We start from the raw sequence: 19264 nt of genomic DNA on the forward strand, positions 1-19264 counted from the left end.
TCATCGTCCGCCCGAGAACCCTCCGCCTCCGCCACCACCGGAGAACCCGCCGCCGAACGACCCGCCGGCACTCGACGAGCCGCCGGCTGATGGTGCGGAGTAAGTCGCCGCAGATTGCGAGGACGCCATGAACGACGCCAGCTGAATGCGAAGGGCGAACGAGGTCGGGTCGCCGATCCAGGACGCTCCTCGCTGCTCGTGCGCGTAGGCACGTTCGAGCACGTCGCCCCACTCGTCCTCCATGCCGAAGAGGATCGCGTAGGGGAGGAGCCGTTCGTACACGTGGATGACGTCCGCCGTGCCGTCCTGTCGGCGCTCAGCACCGCTGTAGGACTGCAGCATACGGAGGCGGTCGGCATCCGCGACGCGGATGAACTCTTTCACCCCCTGCAGATACTCGGAGGCGCGCGCTCCTTCGGCCGTGAGGACAGTGTGCTTCGAGAACGCGTACACGCTCGACAGGAATACGAGGAAGGCCACGAACGACATCACGACGAGCGCGGGGATCGCGGAGAGGCGGCCGCTGGTGGCTGCCCAGATCCCCAGGCCCAATCCGATCAGCGCCACGCCGATCGCGCACCACTGCAGGAGCACAGCGCCACGGCTGCGCGCCCTCTCGGTGAAGCCGCGGGATGCCGCTGCGGTCGTTCCACTCTCCTGCAGCGCGGTCATGCGGGCGGCGAATGCTTCATCGGCGGCGGGCAGCTCCACCACTCCGGCCGAGTCGGCGTCGAGGAACAGTGCGTCCAGTGCCTCCGCATCCAGCTCGTCCGGTGCCGCCACCCCCGGGAGGCGGCGCAGGCGCGGCTCTTCCGCCTCCACGCCTTCTTCGATGCGCAGAGTTCCCCGTACGGCGAGGTGCACGATCTCTGCGGGGATCACGTCCTTCGCGCCGGTGATGGCCTTCGCCGCGATGAGCGGGGGCAGGGAATCCGGCACGTCGTACTGGGCCACGACGATACCGGTGGCCACGCGACGCCGGCGAGCGAACGCCCAGACGGCGAACCAGCTGCCGACCGACAAACCCGCAGCACCCGCGGCCGCGACGAAGGGGGCGACGTCGCCCACCGGGTCGGGTGTGCGTGCGAGCGGCTGCGCGACCGTGCCCGGCTCGAACCCGATGGCCACGGTGACCCCGTCGCCGGCAGGCCGCTCTCCGGACTCGACATGGAACGTCGCTGCGTCACCGTCGGTGGTCGGCCCCTGCAGATCGCACTCGTCGGTCGATCCCGGTGGCCCCGTGTAGCAGCGCGTGGATCCCGTGAGCGCGGCCGCCAGCTCGGGATCGAGCACGATGTCGGTGCGGAACCGCTCGATGGGCTGCGTGCTGTCGAGCGGCAGGAGGTTCCAGTAGAACTCGTCCACTGCCGGCGTCGAAGACCCTGCGGCCGGCTTCGTCGCAAGAACCGTGTCGCGCATCTCGTACTCGATCACGTATGTGGTGAGGCCGTGCACGTAGGTGTCGTCGTCGCCGGTGAGCACGTACAGCAGCCCGTCCTCCTCGTCGGTCTCGTACGGCACCTCCTGACCGTCGTCATCGGTCACGGAAAGCACCCGCGTCTCGGTGCTCGCCCCCTCGTACGAGGTCGCGAGCCCGCGGACGATGCCGAGATTCTGGTCCGTCTCCGGGAAGCGGGCGACCAAGGTCTCGGTCACGTGCATCCGCGCGCGGCCCTCCTCGTCGAGCCCCACCTCGTACACGGCATCCCACGATGCATACGAGAAGTCGCCCACGTCGCCTGGCTCCGCGGCGCGTACCTGCGGTGCGAGTCCAGGTCCGTCGGCGGCAGTGGCTGCGGCGGGAGCGGCGATCGCAGCGACCGCGAGCGAGAGGACGGCGAACGCGCGGAGGATCCGTGGAAGGGCCATTCTTCGAGGCTACCCAGCATGCGCCCTGAGCCGGCACGCCGCCTCGGTAAACTGGGAGGGACTTCCAAGGAGCCCCCCACATGACTGACGCGTCTGCCGCGCCCGAATCGGCCTCGACCGAACCTTCTCTCGAAGAGGACGTTCATGAGCAGAAGGCCGTGCGCCTCGCCAAGCGTGAGCGCCTGATCGAGAAGCGCACGGATGCCGGTGGGGGAGCGTTCCCGGTCGGCGTGCCGGTCACGCACACGATTCCCGCGCTGCGCGCCGAGTACGGCGAGCTCGAGGCGGGCGCCGAGACGGGTGTCGTCGTCGGTGTCGCGGGTCGCGTCGTGTTCAGCCGCAACACGGGCAAGCTCTGCTTCGCCACCCTGCAGGCCGGCGACGGCTCGCGCATCCAGGCGATGATCTCGCTCGCGAACGTCGGCGAGGAGTCGCTCGCGGACTGGAAGGAATACGTCGACCTGGGCGACCACGTCTTCGTGCATGGCGAAGTCATCTCCAGCCGCCGTGGAGAGCTGTCGGTCATGGCCGATGGCTGGGCGATCGCTTCCAAGGCGATCCTCCCGCTCCCCAATGCGTACTCCGAGCTCAGCGAGGAAGGGCGTGTGCGCAGCCGCTACCTCGACCTCATCGTCCGCGAGCAGGCACGGACGACCGTGCGTGCCCGTGCCGCGGTGAATGCGAGCCTGCGCGCGACGTTCACGAGCCACGACTACCTCGAGGTCGAGACCCCCATGCTGCAGGTGCAGCACGGCGGCGCCTCCGCACGTCCCTTCATCACGCACTCGAACGCGTTCGACACCGAGCTGTACCTGCGCATCGCGCCCGAGCTCTACCTGAAGCGTGCGGTCGTCGGCGGTATCGAGCGTGTGTACGAGATCAACCGGAACTTCCGCAACGAGGGAGCCGACTCCACGCACAGCCCCGAGTTCGCGATGCTCGAGGCCTACCAAGCGTACGGCGACTACAGCCAGATGGCCGCGCTCACGCAGGAGCTCGTGCAGAAGGCGGCGATCGCGGTTGCCGGTTCGACGACCGTGACCTGGGCCGACGGCACCGAGTACGACCTCGGCGGGGACTGGGACCGCATCTCGATGTACGAGTCCCTCTCGGCGGCATCCGGTCGCACGGTCACACCGCAGGACTCGGTCGAGGACCTCATCGCGTTCGCCGAGGCGAACGACGTCGATCTTCCTCCGCAGGCCACCCACGGCAAGCTCGTCGAAGAGCTGTGGGAGCACTTCGTGAAGGGCGACCTGGTCCGCCCGACCTTCGTGATGGACTTCCCCGTCGACACGTCGCCCCTCGTGCGCGAGCACCGCTCGATCGCCGGCGTCGTGGAGAAGTGGGACCTGTACATCCGGGGGTTCGAGCTGGCGACCGGATACTCCGAGCTCGTCGACCCGGTGATCCAGCGGGAACGGTTCGAAGCGCAGGCCAAGCTCGCCGCGCGCGGCGATGTCGAGGCGATGCCGGTCGATGAGGAGTTCCTGCGGGCGCTCGAGCACGGCATGCCGCCGTCCGGCGGAATGGGAATGGGGATCGATCGTCTGCTGATGGCGATCACCGGCCTCGGCATCCGCGAGACGATCCTCTTCCCGCTCGTCAAGTAGTCTCCGAAGCCTGCGGTCATGCCGCCGAGCGTCGACGGAACGCCCATTCCGGAAGCATCGCGCCGGCGATCATGGTCTCCAGCAGGGCGGCCAGCGAGTATCGCGGGTCGATCTCGCGGACCAGTCCCAGATAGCGGGCGGCGTGGGTGGCTCGCCCCAGCGCCCACGACAGCCAGGCCGCCGCGGTGAGAGGTGCTGGTCGGGCCTCGCGGGGTGCCCGCGCTGCTGCCTCGCGTACGACGGACAGTGCGAGGCGGAGCCGATCGAGGTCCGGGGCGGGACCCTGCCCCAGGAACAACCGTCCGAGCTCGTCGGGGACCATCTCGCCGGACTTCGCGAACGCGGTCTGCGCGTCGAGCGCGCGGACGCCTCCCGCGAGGTCGCTCGCCCACTGCGCGATCGCGACATCTCGGAGCAGTGGACGTTCCAGGCACCACAGCAGCGTCGCGGTCGCATAGGGCGGAAGAGCATCGGGGGCCGCGAGCACCGATTCGAAGAACGCCGGCACGTCTTCGAGCAGCACGAGCGCGGCGATCAGCTGCGGATTCTCCCGTCCGGTCAGCCGGCCCTTTCCGTTGCCCTCTCCATCGAGCAGTGCCGCGAGTTCGAGTGCCGCTCTCCCCACTCGTTCTTTCTCGGCACGATCCACCTCGGGCAGTCGAGCCCCCGCAGCCTGGTCCTCCGAGACGCCAGGCGCGGTCGGTCCCTCGGTGGGACTGCAGATCTCTGCCAGCGAGTGGAGGTCGGGGTCGCTCTCCACATAGCTCGACCACCCGGAGGGGGTCACGCAGAGCGCATCGACGACGCGGAGTCCCGCGTCCTCCGCGCAGCCGAGAAGTTCGTCGACGGCCACGGCATGGGGGAGGACGAGGCCGTCGCGGGTAGCGTGCGAAGGCTCGTCCGTGTACACGACCACGGCGACGGCATCGGTCCCTTGGACGCGGGCGACGAGGCCGACCGCAGCGTCGGCGTACAACGCGAGGTCGGTCCCGTCAGAGGGCAGATCGAGTCGCATGGCCCCGTCGGTGCGTGTGCCGCGGAAGGGCAGCAGCACGATGCTTCGACGAGGGGTGAAGCCAGCGAGAGTGGGGACGATGCCGAGGAAGGCGGCGGAATCGGTGGCGCGCAGCAGTGTTGTCATGTCGAGAGTGTTTCGGAGCAGCGATCTCACGGGGGCGGAAAAGCCGGGTTGTGGACGCGGAACCTGAATGCGCGGCGGTGTGCACGAGGAGTGGCTCGCGTACCATGGGGTGATGGACAACTTCTGGCTCGCCGCGGCATGGTCGCTTCTGCCGACCATCGGAGTGAGCATCGTGTTCGTCTTCGTGCTCCGCGGCATCCTCCGCTTCGACCGCACGGAGCGCAAGGTCCACGCGCAGATCGAGGCGGAGGAGCGCGCGGCACGGGGCCTTCCGCCGCGCGTCTGAGTCCCACCCATCCGCTACTGTGAAGCCAGCGCGCCGACCTCGGCGCGCACCCGAGGTGATCGTCACCGCGGTGGGGAAGGTGCACGATGACCGCGGAGACCTGGGGCTGGTGGATCGCCGCCTTCCTGCTGGTGCTCGACATCGCGATCCGTGTCACGGCGATCATCGTCATCCCGCGCAATCGGCGTCCGACCGCCGCGATGGCCTGGCTCCTCGCGGTGTTCTTCATCCCGTTCGTCGGAGTCTTCCTCTTCCTGCTGATCGGAAACCCGCGCCTGCCGCGCGCACGTCGGCGCAAGCAGGACCAGATCAACGAGTACATCGCCGAGACGAGCGAGCACCTGCACTTCGGAACACTGCGCCCGAACGCTCCCGCGTGGTTCGGTCCGATCGTCCAGATGAATCAGAAGCTCGGAGCGCTGCCGCTCTCCGGTGACAACGGCGCGCACCTGATCTCCGATTACCAGGAGTCGCTCGACGAGATGGCCGAGGCCATCCGCACCGCAGAGGAATACGTGCATGTCGAGTTCTACATCCTCCAGTCGGACACGGCGACGGACAACTTCTTCCGCGCACTCGAAGAGGTGTGCGCCCGTGGCGTAGAGGTGCGGGTGCTTCTCGATCACTGGGCCAACCAGGGCAAGCCCCGGTATCGGCAGACGATCGCCCGACTCAACGCGATGGGGGCGGACTGGCACCTGATGTTGCCGGTGCAGCCACTCAAGGGCAAGATGCAGCGCCCTGATCTGCGCAATCACCGCAAGCTCCTCGTCGTCGACGGCAACATCGCGTTCCTCGGGTCGCAGAACATCACGGATTCGACATACAACCTGCCGAAGAACATCAAGCGCGGGCTGCACTGGGTCGATCTCATGGTCCGCCTCGACGGGCCGGTGGTGCTGAGCGTGAACGCGATCTTCGTCGCCGACTGGTACAGCGAGACCGACACGGTGCTCGAGGGGATCGACATCGCCCACGCGAACATCGGCTCCGGCGACCTCGACTGCCAGGTCGTGCCGTCAGGCCCCGGGTTCGAGGTCGAGAACAACCTGCGCCTCTTCCTCGGGCTGCTGTATGCCGCGAAGAAGAAGATCATGATCGTCAGCCCCTACTTCGTCCCCGACGAGGCGCTGCTGCTCGCCGTCACCGCGGCCGTCGATCGTGGCGTCCACGTCGAGCTCTTCGTCTCGGAAGAGGGCGACCAGGCGATGGTCTACCACGCCCAGCGGAGTTACTACGAGGTGCTGCTCAAGGCCGGTGTCCGCATCTGGATGTACCGCAAGCCGTACATCCTGCACACCAAGACGCTCACCATCGACGACGAGGTCGCCGTCATCGGCTCCAGCAACATGGACATGCGCTCGTTCGGTCTGAACCTCGAGGTCTCGATGCTGGTGCGCGGCGAGGAGTTCGTCACGGAGATGCGCGAGGTCGAGGACAAGTACCGCTCCCTCAGCCGTGAGCTGACACTCGAGGAGTGGATGCAGCAGCCGCTGCGCTCGACCGTGCTCGACAACCTCGCCCGCCTGACCTCCGCTCTGCAGTAGTCGTCGCAGGCCATCCGGGCTTTCCGGGGGATCTGCCCGCGGGCTACCCTGTGAGCATGACCTCTGCGCTTCGTCCCCTCGCTTCTGTCGTCGGCCTCGTCGCCGCAGCACTCCTCGTCGCGGGATGCACCGCCGGCCCCGGTTCCGACGCCCCGTCGAGTTCGCCGGCTCCGGGCACGGGAGACGTGGATGACCAGAACGACTTCGAGGGCGCCCTGCTCGACGATGGACGCATGTTCGCCGTGATCACGGTGGGCTCATCGACGTGCGTGCCGCAGGTCGATCAGGTCGCGGCCGAGGGTCAGACCGTCACCGTGACGCTCGTCGACCCCGAGGGCGAATCGCCGAAGCCGTGCACGAAGGATCTCGCTCCACGGGCGAGCCTCGGCGCACTGCCGGAGGGCGTCGACCCGAAGTCGGACATCACCCTGAACGTGACCTACGGTGACCTCACCGACGACGTCGACATCGACGGTGACCCGGCCGCCACCGGCACACCGGGAAGCACGACCGAGTTCCAGCCGTCCGCCGCTTGGCTCGACGACGACGGCCTCGTGCTGCTCACCTGGGGATCGTCGAGCTGCCTGCCGCAGATCGAGTCTCTCGAGGGCGCGGGAAACACCGGAACCGCGTACTTCGTGACCGACGAGAACCAGGTCTGCACCATGGACATGGCACCCCGAGCGACCTTGCTCGCGTTCGGGGAGGACACGGTTGACGACGACGGCACCTTCACGCTGACGCTGGTCGGCGGTGGACTCGACGGCACGGTCGAGGTCCGCTGACCCCTACGGGTAACCGTGGAGATCTTCTGGGCCACGCTCGTCTTCTTGGCCGGGATCAGCGTGATCATCGTGAACAAGCGACGCAAGCGCTGACGGGCGCCGCTCCGCCTCAGAGCATGTGAACCGGGTGGCCGGGCGGCAGCGCGAGCAGCAGCGCACCGGGGTCGGCCCAGCACGTGATGCGCACGGCGGCGCCGAACTCGTCCCCGTCGAGCTCGATCGGAATCGGAGTCGGAGCGGCGGCTTCGGCCGCGGCCCCGTGGAAGAAGTGCACCGACGCGTTCTTGCCGCGACGTTCGAGCACACGGCGCCCCGCGCGGAAGCGCCGCAGTACGGAGTTGTCCCACCAGATCTTGCGCCACACGGCGAACCAGCCGAGCACTCCGGTGGGTTGGATGACGGCGATGTCGAGGGCGGCATCCGTGATCGATGCGTCCGGGATGAGGGCGATGCCGGCGGGAAGGGTGCCGCAGTTCGCGAAGAGCAGACTGTACGCACGGTGCGAATGCAGTCGGCCCTCATCGACCTGGTACACGGCGCGGAACGGCTTCGCGCGGGGGAGGGAGCGGGCGGCACCGTCGACGTAGGCGATCCATCCCACGGACTTCTTCAGATCCGAGCGGGTGTTGGCGATCATGTCGGCGTCCAGCCCCATGCCGGCCAGCACCACGAACGCGTGCTCCTCCTCGTCGCCGTTCTCACGGGTCAGTCGCGCCCGGCCGATGTCGATCGGATGGCGGAAGTCGCCGAGCGCCGCACGGATCATCTCCGCCGGATCGGCGAGCGGCAGGCCGAGATTGCGCGCGAGCAGGTTGCCCGTGCCGCTCGGCAGGATCGCCAGGGCGACTCCTGAGTTCGCGATCGCCTCCGAGACCGCGCGCACGGTGCCGTCGCCGCCGGCGACCAGCACGACATCCACGTTGCGTGCGAGCGCATGAGCCGTCGCACCCTGCCCGGCATCCTCGATGGTCGTCGGGTAGAAGGCGGGGTGATCCCATCCGGCCTCGCGGGACATATCACGCACCGTCGCACGCAGATGCTTGCCGTCGACCTTGATCGGGTTGTAGATGAGCGCCGCCTGTCGTTGAACGGGGGCGCTGGTGGTCATGGCGCTACTCTAAACCGGGACGCGCCCGGGTCGGTCACAAACGGACCGCGCCATTCCGGTCGCGAGGACGAGGAGCATCCGGATGCACGATGGTTCCGACGACGCGACCCGCGCGGTGCTCTCCGGACTGATCACGGCGGAACCCGACCGACTCCGTCGCCGCAGCATCTCGTTGGGGGTACCCGCTGCGGATGCCGAAGACGCTGCGCAGACCTCCCTGCTGCGCGCCTGGCGCTCGGTCGCGCATCTCGAGACACCGGAACCCGGCCGCGTATGTTCCTGGCTCGACGCCATCGCGCGGAACGTCGCCATCGACCTGGCTCGGCAGCGTGCGCGCCGGCCGGAGGCCGTTCTCGACGACGACACCGCCGGCGAGCAGACGGGCGTGGATGCCGCGGTGGAGATCCGCGTGTTCCTCGACGGCGCGCTCGAGGCTCTGCATTCGCTGCCGGAGACCATCTGTGAGCCCCTGCTGCTGGCCGTCGTCGACGGTCTCTCCGCGGACGAGGTGGCAGCACGCCTCGGGATCGAGCCCGCAGCCGCGCGGCAACGGATCTCGCGGGCACGCAAGGCGCTGCGGGCCTGCCGCACGACAGGCATGGGTGACGGCTGAGGGAGGCCCGATCGTCGGACCTCCCCCGAAAGGTTCAGGCCGTGCCGAAGGGGTTGTCGACGGCGTACCGCCAGCCGTGCACCTCGTCGTGCACCGCGACATCGGCCGTGGTGCCCGCGAGGGCGATCTCGGAACCGTCGGGACCGGTGCCGGTGATGGTCCAGTCCGCGATCGCGAGTCCGGTACCGGCACTCTCGAAGACGTGACGGACACGCATCGAGATGGGCAGGTTCAGCCCGAGGAACTGCTCGAGCGCGCCGCGCACGGCGGCCGTGCCCGTGACGGCCGTTCCCGGCGCAGGGACGAAGACGACGTCCGACGTGTTCAAGGCCATCAGGCCGTCGAGGTCGCGGGCGTTGAACCGGTCGGCGAACGCCAGGTTCAGCTGGTCGAGGGAGGTCACGGGGATGGTCATGGGGTTCCTTTCCTGGGTCGACCGAATGCCGACCTCTGCAGAGGAAGACGACGCAGCGGCGAGGGCGTGACATCCGGATTCGCCGTCGGCACGGCACCGTAGACTTGGGAGATGATCGACCTCGCACTCCTCCGCGAAAACCCGGAGATCGTCCGCCGTTCGCAGGCTGCCCGTGGAAACGACCAGAGCACCGTCGACGTCGCACTCGAGGCCGATCGATCGCGCCGGGCCGCACTCTCCGCTTTCGAGGAGCTGCGCGCCAAGCAGAACGCGTTCGGCAAGCAGGTCGCGAAGGCTCCCAAAGACGAGAAGGCCGCCCTCGTCGCGCAGGCGAAGGACCTCGCCGAGCGAGTGAAGCAGGCGCAGCATGCGGCGAACGAGGCGGCGGAGGCGGCATCCGCAGCCCTCGCCCGGATCGAGAACGTCGTCATCGACGGCGTCCCCGCCGGCGGCGAGGCCGACTTCGTCGAACTGCGTCGGGTGGGCGAGGTGCCCGCCTTCGACTTCGAGCCGCGCGACCACCTCGAGCTCGGCGAGCTCCTCGGCGCGATCGACATGGAGCGCGGAGCGAAGGTCTCCGGCGCGCGCTTCTACTTCCTGCGCGGCATCGGGGCTCGCCTCGAGATCGCCCTCATGAACCTCGCTCTCGACAAGGCTCTGCAGAACGGGTTCGTGCCGCTGATCACGCCCACCCTCGTGCGCCCCGAGATCATGCAGGGCACCGGGTTCCTCGGCGAGCACGCCGACGAGGTCTACCACCTCGACAAGGACGACGACCTGTACCTCGTCGGCACCAGCGAGGTCGCGCTCGCCGGGTACCACAAGGATGAGATCGTCGACCTCGCCGACGGCGCCCTCCGCTATGCGGGCTGGTCGACCTGCTACCGCCGCGAAGCGGGTTCGCACGGCAAGGACACCCGCGGCATCATCCGGGTGCATCAGTTCAACAAGCTCGAGATGTTCGTCTACACGACTGCGGAGGAGTCCGAGGCGGAGCACCTGCGCCTTGTCGCGCTGCAGGAGGAGATGCTCACCTCCCTCGGGCTCTCCTACCGTGTGATCGATGTCGCCGCGGGCGATCTCGGTTCGAGCGCGGCGCGCAAGTACGACATCGAGGCGTGGGTGCCGACGCAGGGAGCGTTCCGCGAGCTCACGTCGACGTCGAACTGCACGACCTTCCAGGCACGCCGACTCGACGTCCGGCACCGTCCGGTCGTCGATGCGACGGATACTGCCGCTCCAGGTGCGGCGAAGACGCAGCACGTGGCCACCCTCAACGGCACGCTCGCCACCACGCGCTGGATCGTCGCCCTGCTCGAGACGCATCAGCAGGCCGACGGATCGGTGCGTGTGCCCGAGGTGCTGCGCCCCTACCTCGGCGGGCTCGAAGTGATGCTGCCGCTCGGTGACGGGCGGGCTGCTCGATGACGGGGCACTGGCTGGTCGGACTCGACGTCGACGGCACCATCCTGCTGCAGGACGAGACCATGAGCCCCGGTGTGCCCGAGGCGGTCGCGCGCGTGCGCGATGCCGGACACGTGGTGACCATCGCGACCGGACGAAGCTGGATGGCCACGCGACGCTATGTCGAGGAGCTCGGTCTCACCGCCGACTACGTCGTGTGCTCCAACGGTGCCGTGACGATGCGCCGCGACGGTGACGACTGGGAGCGTTGGAACGTCGAGACCTTCGACCCGACTCCCGTGCTCGGACTGCTGCGCGACCGTCTTCCGGACGCCCGGTACATGGTCGAACTCGCCTCGGGGCAGAGGTTGTTCACCGAGCAGCTCGACGACTGGACGCTCGACGGCGGCCGACAGGTCGACTTCGACGAACTCGGCGCGCTGCCGGTCTCCCGCATCGTGGTCGTCTCTCCCGGGCATGACGAAGACGATTTCCATCGCCTGGTGGCGGATGCCGGCCTCAACGAGGTCTCCTACGCGATCGGGTGGACCGCGTGGTTGGACATCGCCCCGCAGGGCGTGGACAAGGGCACTGCGCTGGAGCAGGTGCGCACCGAGCTCGGTCTCGACGGCGGACGCATCCTGGTGGCCGGCGACGGGCGCAACGACATCGGCATGTTCGGCTGGGCACGCTCCCTCGAGGGACGGGCCGTGGCGATGGGGCAGGCTCCGGACGAGGTGAAGGAAGCCGCGAGCGAGGTCACCGCCGACGTCGAGGACGGCGGGCTGGCGCAGGCGCTCGACACGCTTCCAGCGCCCGCCCAGGTCAGCGCGGGAGAATAGAACTCGGCTAGACTCACGCCTTGTCGACAGATGCGTCTGTCGAGGAGGGTTGTCCGAGCGGCCGATGGAGCTGGTCTTGAAAACCAGTGGGCAGAGATGTCTCGTGGGTTCGAATCCCACACCCTCCGCATAGTGAGCACGGTGACCCCGCACCGGCGCTGAATCCGAAAGGGTCCGAGTGAGCGACAACACCCGACGCCGCCGTACCATCGCGCGACACGGTCAACTCGAGACCCCGAGCCCGCTCGGCCAGCTGCTGAGGTTCATCGCGATCGGTCTGGCCGTGGTGCTCGTCAGCGGTCTCGGCGTCGGCTTCTACATTGCGTACGACTTCTCGAGCACCGTCGCGGCGAACGCCGTCGACCTGGACGGCCAGGAAGTCATCCCGCCGGACATCGGCGAGTACGAGAGCGGCTTCAATCTCGTCCTCACCGGTGTCGACACCTGTGAAGAGAAGTACAAAGATCTGTTCGGTGACCGGTGCACCGGGGGAGACGCCGAGGGCACACTCAACGACGTGAACCTTCTGGTGCACGTGTCGCAGGAGCCCCGCCGGATCACCGTCGTCAGCTTCCCGCGCGATCTGATGCTCCCCATCCCGGAGTGCACGGACGAAGACGGCAACGTGCACTCGGCGATGAGCAAGCAGCCTCTCAACACGGCCTACACGGACGGCGGCCTGAACTGTGTCGTCCAGACGATCTCCCAACTCACCGACCAAGAGGTCCAGTTCGCGGCATCCGTGACCTTCGGCGGCGTGATCGAGATCACCAACGCCATCGGCGGCGTCGACGTGTGCCTGGCGAACCCGATCAAGGACCGCTACACCGGTCTGGACATGGCCGCGGGAACGCACACCGTGGAGGGCCTTCAGGCGCTGCAGTTCCTTCGCACCCGACACGGTGTCGGTGATGGCAGCGACCTCGGCCGCATCGGCAACCAGCAGCAGTACATGTCGAGCCTCGCCCGCAAGATGATCAGCGGCGAGGTGCTGGGCAACGTGCCCGTCATGCTCAAGCTGGCGAACACGGCGCTGAGCAACCTCGAGGCCAGCACGTCGTTGGCGAACAACCCGATGACGCTCGTCCAGATCGCGCTCGCCGTGAAGTCGGTCCCGTTCGAGGACATCGTCTTCGTGCAGTACCCGACCGGTGCCGACTATGCCGACCCGAACAAGGTCGTGCCCAACGAGGAAGCGGCCGCGGCGCTCTGGGATGCGATCGAGGCGAACGCGCAGCTGCAGATCACCCACCAGAACAACAGCAACGACGGTGTGGTCGTGCAGGAGCCGACGGCGCCGGTCGAAGAAGCGACGCCGGATCCCTCGGCGACGCCGGACAACGTCGTGGCGCTGCCGGACTCGATCAAGGGCAATTCTGCGGCTCAGGAGACCTGCTCCAACGGCAACGTCCGCTGAGTCGAGACAGCATCAGCGCAATCCGTTTGCGCGTTCTTGCAAGAACTTGCGTACACTGACCCCATGTCGAAGCGACTCGCCGAGGTGGCGCGCAAGGTCGGAGTGAGCGAGGCCACGGTCAGCCGTGTGCTCAACGACAAGCCGGGCGTCTCGGATGCCACGCGCCAAGCGGTGCTGACGGCACTCGACGTACTCGGCTATGAGCGCCCGACGAAGCTGCGCGGCGAGCGCGCGCGTCTGGTCGGCCTGGTGCTGCCCGAACTGCAGAACCCGATCTTCCCCGCCTTCGCCGAGATCGTCGGCGGCGCACTCACGCAGAACGGGTACACCCCGCTGCTGTGCACCCAGAACGCCGGCGGGGTGACCGAATCGGACTACGTCGACCTGCTCCTCGCGCAGCAGGTGTCCGGGGTGATCTTCCTCGGTGGTAACTACACGCAGGCGGATGCCGCCCACCAGCATTACGAGCGGCTGCGCCAGGTGAATCTGCCGACCGTGCTCGTCAACGCCCGCGTCCCCGAGCTGCAGTTCGCGACCGTCTCCACCGACGATGCGGCTGCGGCCGAGCAGGCGGTCCTGCACGTGCACCAGCTGGGGCATCGCCGCATCGGGTTGCTGCTGGGGCCGGAGGATCATGTGCCGTCGCAGCGCAAGCTCGACTCCGCGCGCCGTCTGCTCGAGAAGCTCGGAGCGTCGCTCTCGGACGACCTCATCGTGCGCGGCATGTACTCGCTCGAGTCGGGGCAGGCCGGGGCGGCGCGACTCTTCGCCGCCGGCGCCACGGCCATCGTGTGCGCGAGCGATCCGATGGCACTCGGGGCGGTGCGTGCTGCACGTCGCGCGGGGCTGTCGGTGCCGGGAGAGGTGAGCATCGTCGGGTTCGACGACTCGGCGCTGATGAGCTGCACCGAACCGCCGCTGACCACGGTGCGGCAGCCGATCGAGTCGATGGGGCGCGCGATCATCGCGCTGCTGCTCGCGCAGATCGCCGGCACCTCCCAGCCGAGCGACGAGTTGCTGTTCGAGCCCGAGCTGGTGCTGCGCGCTTCGACGGGGCCACTGGTCTGACCGACACCCGGAAGGTGCGGTCTTCTGTGCGCCTGCAAGGCATTGCAAAATTCCAACAATCTGTTTAGTTCTTGCGTGGAACGTTAGAGAAAGCTACATTCGACTCATCGCCACCGACGACGAGGAGTTCCGTGGACACCGACGTTCTGCGCACGGCCGCACCCGCACGCACGCTGACCATGCCCGCGGGCGAGGGATGGTGGCGCACTGCGGTGATCTACCAGGTGTACGTGCGCAGCTTCGCCGACGGCAACGGCGATGGGATCGGCGACCTCGCCGGCGTGCGCTCACGGCTGCCCTACCTGAAGAGCCTCGGCGTCGACGCCCTGTGGTTCACGCCGTGGTACCGGAGCCCGCTCGCCGACGGCGGCTACGACGTGCAGGACTACCGGCTCATCGATCCGCGCTTCGGCACGCTCGAGGAGGCGGAGCAGCTGATCGCCGAAGCGCTCGAGTACGGCATCCGCACGATCGTCGACATCGTGCCGAACCACATCTCCGACCGGCACGCGTGGTTCCAGCAGGCGCTGGCGGCGCAGCCGGGGAGCCCGGAGCGCGAGCGCTTCTGGTTCCATCCCGGTCGAGGCGCAGACGGCGAGGAGATGCCGACGAACTGGGTGTCGAGCTTTCAAGGCGAGACGTGGACGCGCACGCGGAACCCCGACGGCACGCCGGGGGAGTGGTACCTGCACCTGTTCACGCCGCAGCAGCCCGACCTCAACTGGAACCACCCCGATGTGCGGCGCGAGCATGAAGACGTCCTGCGCTTCTGGTTCGACCGTGGTGTCGCCGGGGTGCGCATCGACTCGGCGGCCCTCCCGGTCAAGGACCCGGCGCTGCCGGACCTCCCCGCCGGCACGGCACCGGCCTCGGGGCATCCGCACATCGACCGCGACGAACTGCACGACATCTACCGCGACTGGCGTGCCGTCGCCGACGAATACGACGGCGAGCGCGTGCTCGTCGGAGAGGTCTGGCTCGACGACGCGGAGCGCTTCGCCCGTTACCTGCGCCCTGGCGAGATGCACACCGCCTTCAACTTCGGGTTCATGACGCAGCCGTGGAACGCTCAGGCGATGCGTGACTCCATCACGCGCACCCTCGCCGAGCACGCGCCCGTCGGTGCCCCCGCGACCTGGGTGCTCTCGAATCACGACGTCACGCGGCCGGTCACCCGCTACGGGCAGGCCGATTCGTCGTTCGCGTTCGAGCGCAAGAGGTTCGGCACCCCGACGGACGCGGTTCGAGGCGCGCGTCGGGCCCGCGCGGCATCGCTGCTCGTCGCCGCGCTCCCCGGCAGCCTCTACATCTACCAGGGCGACGAGCTCGGATTGCCCGAGGTGGAGCTGCCGCTCGACGCGATCGAGGACCCCATGCACTTCCGTTCCCGGGGTGTAGATCCGGGACGCGATGGATGCCGGGTTCCGCTGCCCTGGGCGGGGACGGCGACTCCTTACGGCTTCGGGGGCGCCCCGTGGCTTCCGCAGCCGGACGACTGGGCGACGCTCACCGTCGAGACGCAGGACGCCGACCCCGCCTCGACCCTGAACCTGTACCGCGCGGCGATCGCCCTGCGGAAGCGGATCGCGGATCTCGCCGGCAGCGCCCTGGAGTGGTTGGAGCTCGGAGCAGACATCCTCGCGTTCCGCCGCGGCGACGGCACCGTCAGCATCACGAATCTGGGTGCCGTGCCGGTGCCTCTCCCCGCGCATCACGAGGTGCTTCTCGCCAGCGCCCCGCTCGACGGTGAGCTGCCCCCGGATTCCACCGCCTGGCTCGCGCTCCGAGCCGTCCCCGGGCGCTCGTCGCGAGCGACCGACTAGCCCTGCACCACCCGATCAGCACCACATGGAAGGACACAGACAATGAAGTCACCGATGAAAGCCCTCGTCGCCGGCGTCGCCGTGCTCACGACGGTCGGCGCGCTCGCCGGCTGCACGTCGAGCGGGGGCGACGACAGTGCCGACGGCAAGACCGAGCTGCGGGTCGCGACGTTCCCCCCGGGAGCGGATGCTGCCGCCTATGAGGCGTTCGCCGAACAGGAGAAGCAGTTCGAGAAGGAACATCCCGACATCGACATCGTGGGTGTCGAGTACGAGTGGGAGGGGCCGACCTTCGCCGTGCAGCTCGCCGGCGGAAGCCTGCCCGACGTCTTCACCGTGCCGTTCACCGACTCCAAGACGCTGCTCGAGAACGGCCAGCTGATGGATGTCACCGACGCCATCGACGAGCTCGGCTACACCGACAAGTTCAACCCGATCATCCTCGACGGCGTCACGGGCGACGACGGCAAGATCTACGGCTTCCCGCGCCAGGCCTATGCGGCAGCCCTGCACTACAACCGCGACCTGTTCGACCAGGCCGGACTCGACCCCGACAGCCCGCCGGAGACGTGGGACGAGATCCGCGAAGCGGCCAAGAAGATCACGGATGCCACGGGCAAGGCCGGCTACGCGCAGATGGCGATCAACAACACCGGCGGCTGGCAGCTCACCTCGCAGACGGTGGCGCGCGGCGGCCGCACGCAGACCGACAACGGCGACGGCACGGCGGAGTCGACGATCGACAACGACGCCACCAAGGCCGCGCTGCAGTTCCTGCACGACGTGAAGTGGGAGGACAACGCCTTCGGTTCCAAGGTCGACCTCGACTGGGGAACCATCAACCAGGAGTTCGCGGCCGGCAACATCGGCATGTACACCTCGGGTTCCGACATCTACACCGCGCTCGTGCGGGACTTCGGCATGGACTCGGCGATCTACGGCATGACGGTCGTGCCGATGGAGGGCGATGACCCCGGTACTCTCGGCGGCGGCGACATCGCCGTGATCAGCCCTACGGTCGACGACACGACGAAGGCCGCAGCGGTGACCTGGATCGACTGGTACTACATGCAGAAGCTCATGGACGAGGACGCGGCTGTCCTCGACGCGAAGACCCTGAACGAGTCCGGTCAGGCCGTCGGCACGCCGCTGCTGCCGGTGCTGAGCCGCGAGCTGTACGACGAGTCGCAGGAGTGGATCGCCGACTACATCAACGTGCCGGTCGACCAGATGGCACCGTTCAGCGACCGCATCTGGGACCAGACGCCGGTCGGTGAGCCGAAGGTGAAGACGCAGGAGGTCTACGCGCTCCTCGACACCGCGGTGCAGACCGTCCTGACCGATCAGAACGCCGACATCGACGCGCTGCTCGCCCAGGTGCAGGCCGATGCGCAGGCGAAGCTCGACGAGTAACGCTCCATGACGATGACGCTCTCCGAGCAGCGGGCGGCGGTGGAGGACTCTCCGCCGCCCGCTGTGCGCCGTTCCCGCCGCCGCTCACCGCTCACGTGGTTCCGCGGCGGCGGGCTCGCGAACCTCCTGTTCGTGCTTCCCATGCTGTTCGTGTTCATCTTCTTCTCGTGGTCGCCGATCGTGCAGTCGGTGATCATGAGCCTGCAGAAGACGAACCTGATCGTCTCCGAGTGGGTCGGAATCGACAACTACCTCGCCGTGATCGGCGACCCCGAACTCGGTCGGGCCGTGATCAACACCCTGTGGTTCGCCGTGCTCGCTCTGCTCTTCGGCTTCCCTCTGCCGCTGCTCATGGCCGTGCTGATGAGCGAGGTACGCCGCGGCAAGGGCATCTACTCGGCGCTCGCGTATCTCCCCGTCGTGATCCCGCCCGTGGTGGCGGTGCTGCTGTGGAAGTTCTTCTACAGCGCCGACCCGTCCGGTGTCTTCAACACGGTGCTCGGGTTCGTCGGCATCCCTCCGCAGCCGTGGATCCAGGACGCCGTGCAGGCCATGCCCTCGCTCGTGCTCGAGGCGACATGGGCGGGAGCCGGAGGATCGATCATCATCTACCTGGCCGCGCTCCTGGGCGTGCCGCCCGAGCTGTACGACGCAGCCGAGGTCGACGGCGCCGGCATCTGGAAGAAGATCTGGCACGTCACGCTGCCGCAGCTGCGCGGCATCCTCTTCATCATGCTGATCCTGCAGGTGATCGCGACCGCCCAGGTCTTCCTCGAACCGTTCCTGTTCACCGGCGGTGGCCCCGCCGGAGCGACCAAGACCGTGCTGCTGTACATCTACGACAAGGCCTTCCGCAACAGCCTGGGCGGCGACTACGGAGAGGCGACGGCCGTCTCGGTGCTGCTCGCCATCGTCCTCGCCCTGCTCTCCTGGCTGTACTTCACGCTGACCGACCGTTGGAGCACGACGTGAGCCTCACCACCCGCCTCTCGACCCGTGCCGCGGAGAAGGCGGCGGAGAAGGCCGCCGATCGCGTCGGGGACCGCACGGTCATCTCCGACTCGGAGCGCCGGCGCCCCGGCATCCGCGTCGGAATGTCGATCACGCACGTGTTCCTCACCGTCGGGCTGGTCGTCGCCGGCCTCGGCCCGATCCTGTGGCTCGCGAAGTCGGCCATCACGCCGACGCAGGACACCCTGCAGCAGCCGTTCGCGCTGTGGCCGAACGGCATGGACTGGGAGAACCTGTCGACCGCGTGGAACGACATCCACATCGACCAGTACTTCTTCAACACGGTGATCATCGCGCTCGGCGCCTGGTTCGTGCAGCTGTTCATCGCGACCACCGCAGGCTATGCGCTCTCGGTGCTGCAGCCGAAGTACGCGCCGATCCTGAACGCGCTCGTGCTGGCGACGCTGTTCATCCCCGGCATCGTGCTGCTCGTGCCGCTGTATCTGACGATCGTGCACCCGCCGCTGCTGGGGGATGTGAGCCTGCTCAACAACTACCTCGCCGTGTGGTTGCCGATGGGGGCGAACGCCTTCAACATCCTGCTGGTCAAGCGGTTCTTCGACAGCCTGCCGCGTGAGGTCTTCGAGGCCGCGCGCACTGACGGCGCCGGTCCCTTCCGGCTGTTCTGGTCGATCGTGCTGCCGATGTCGAAGCCCATCCTCGGTGTGGTCTCGGTGTTCGCGATCATCGCCGCGTGGAAGGACTACCTCTGGCCGATGCTCGTGCTGCCCGATCCATCGGTGCAGCCGCTGTCGGTGCGACTTCCCGCCGTGCAGTCGCAGACCGAGCTCGACGTGTTCCTCGCGGCCCTCGCGATCGCGACGCTGATCCCGATCGCGATGTTCCTGATCTTCCAGTCGGTGTTCCTGCGCTCGGCCGGACTCGGGGGTGCCGTGAAGGGCTAGTCGG

Annotated in this window: 17 protein-coding genes and 1 tRNA gene; 14 read left to right on the forward strand and 4 right to left on the reverse strand. The window is 68.0% G+C overall.

Annotation, left to right across the window (positions count from 1 at the left end; genetic code table 11):
* Positions 1-1869: a DUF2207 domain-containing protein gene (locus ACCO44_RS03310; protein WP_372468354.1), complete on the reverse strand. Its 1869-nt coding sequence runs from the start codon at positions 1867-1869 to the stop codon at positions 1-3.
* 80 nt (positions 1870-1949) lie between these two features.
* Here ACCO44_RS03310 and lysS point away from each other — a divergent pair, with 80 nt between their 5' ends.
* A complete protein-coding gene (gene lysS, locus ACCO44_RS03315; protein WP_105711039.1) occupies positions 1950-3482 on the forward strand; it encodes a lysine--tRNA ligase in 1533 nt (510 codons plus the stop codon).
* Between the two features lie 16 nt (positions 3483-3498).
* Here the strand turns inward: lysS and ACCO44_RS03320 are convergent, their stop codons facing one another.
* Positions 3499-4623, reverse strand: coding sequence for a DUF4192 family protein (locus tag ACCO44_RS03320; protein WP_372468356.1), 1125 nt, complete (start codon positions 4621-4623; stop codon positions 3499-3501).
* 112 nt (positions 4624-4735) lie between these two features.
* Here ACCO44_RS03320 and ACCO44_RS03325 point away from each other — a divergent pair, with 112 nt between their 5' ends.
* From ACCO44_RS03325 to ACCO44_RS03335, 3 genes are all read left to right on the forward strand, one after another.
* A complete protein-coding gene (locus tag ACCO44_RS03325) occupies positions 4736-4909 on the forward strand; it encodes a hypothetical protein (RefSeq protein WP_168380830.1) in 174 nt (57 codons plus the stop codon).
* A gap of 86 nt (positions 4910-4995) precedes the next feature.
* Positions 4996-6456: a cardiolipin synthase gene (cls, locus tag ACCO44_RS03330; RefSeq protein ID WP_105711041.1), complete on the forward strand. Its 1461-nt coding sequence runs from the start codon at positions 4996-4998 to the stop codon at positions 6454-6456.
* Between the two features lie 56 nt (positions 6457-6512).
* Positions 6513-7241 (forward strand): hypothetical protein, encoded by a 729-nt coding sequence (locus tag ACCO44_RS03335; protein WP_262002179.1) that lies wholly within the window; start codon positions 6513-6515, stop codon positions 7239-7241.
* Between the two features lie 109 nt (positions 7242-7350).
* On the opposite strand, the gene ACCO44_RS03340 is transcribed toward ACCO44_RS03335, so the two are convergent.
* On the reverse strand, positions 7351-8349 hold the full coding sequence (locus ACCO44_RS03340; RefSeq protein WP_372468358.1) for a diacylglycerol kinase family protein: 999 nt from the start codon (positions 8347-8349) through the stop codon (positions 7351-7353).
* Between the two features lie 82 nt (positions 8350-8431).
* Between ACCO44_RS03340 and ACCO44_RS03345 the strand changes: the two genes are divergently transcribed.
* Positions 8432-8962, forward strand: a complete 531-nt coding sequence (locus ACCO44_RS03345) for an RNA polymerase sigma factor (RefSeq protein WP_372468359.1) — start codon at positions 8432-8434, stop codon at positions 8960-8962.
* A 34-nt stretch (positions 8963-8996) separates the two neighbouring features.
* On the opposite strand, the gene ACCO44_RS03350 is transcribed toward ACCO44_RS03345, so the two are convergent.
* A complete protein-coding gene (locus tag ACCO44_RS03350) occupies positions 8997-9377 on the reverse strand; it encodes a nuclear transport factor 2 family protein (RefSeq protein WP_029263734.1) in 381 nt (126 codons plus the stop codon).
* A gap of 111 nt (positions 9378-9488) precedes the next feature.
* Between ACCO44_RS03350 and serS the strand changes: the two genes are divergently transcribed.
* The 9 genes from serS (at position 9489) to ACCO44_RS03395 (ending at position 19260) form a co-directional block, all read left to right on the forward strand.
* Positions 9489-10805: a serine--tRNA ligase gene (serS, locus tag ACCO44_RS03355; protein ID WP_372468360.1), complete on the forward strand. Its 1317-nt coding sequence runs from the start codon at positions 9489-9491 to the stop codon at positions 10803-10805.
* Positions 10802-11623 (forward strand): HAD family hydrolase, encoded by an 822-nt coding sequence (locus ACCO44_RS03360; protein ID WP_029263736.1) that lies wholly within the window; start codon positions 10802-10804, stop codon positions 11621-11623. Before serS ends, ACCO44_RS03360 begins: the two co-directional genes overlap by 4 nt.
* A gap of 43 nt (positions 11624-11666) precedes the next feature.
* Positions 11667-11751 (forward strand) — tRNA-Ser (locus ACCO44_RS03365).
* 50 nt (positions 11752-11801) lie between these two features.
* The gene (locus tag ACCO44_RS03370; RefSeq protein WP_029263737.1) at positions 11802-13040 is read left to right on the forward strand and encodes an LCP family protein; all 1239 of its coding nucleotides are present in this window, start codon (positions 11802-11804) and stop codon (positions 13038-13040) included.
* Positions 13041-13103: 63 nt separating this feature from the next.
* Positions 13104-14108 carry a LacI family DNA-binding transcriptional regulator gene (locus ACCO44_RS03375; RefSeq protein WP_372468361.1) on the forward strand — a complete coding sequence of 335 codons (1005 nt, stop codon included), beginning with the start codon at positions 13104-13106 and terminating at the stop codon, positions 14106-14108.
* A gap of 179 nt (positions 14109-14287) precedes the next feature.
* Positions 14288-15931 (forward strand): glycoside hydrolase family 13 protein, encoded by a 1644-nt coding sequence (locus ACCO44_RS03380; protein WP_372469444.1) that lies wholly within the window; start codon positions 14288-14290, stop codon positions 15929-15931.
* 42 nt (positions 15932-15973) lie between these two features.
* Entirely contained in the window at positions 15974-17344 is a 1371-nt protein-coding gene (locus ACCO44_RS03385; RefSeq protein WP_372468363.1) for an ABC transporter substrate-binding protein, read from the forward strand.
* A gap of 6 nt (positions 17345-17350) precedes the next feature.
* Entirely contained in the window at positions 17351-18316 is a 966-nt protein-coding gene (locus tag ACCO44_RS03390) for a carbohydrate ABC transporter permease (RefSeq protein WP_372468364.1), read from the forward strand.
* Positions 18313-19260 (forward strand): carbohydrate ABC transporter permease, encoded by a 948-nt coding sequence (locus ACCO44_RS03395; protein WP_091035694.1) that lies wholly within the window; start codon positions 18313-18315, stop codon positions 19258-19260. Before ACCO44_RS03390 ends, ACCO44_RS03395 begins: the two co-directional genes overlap by 4 nt.
* The last annotated feature ends 4 nt before the right edge of the window (positions 19261-19264 follow it).

The sequence above is a fragment of the Microbacterium maritypicum genome, assembly GCF_041529975.1.
Taxonomy (GTDB): Bacteria; Actinomycetota; Actinomycetes; order Actinomycetales; family Microbacteriaceae; genus Microbacterium.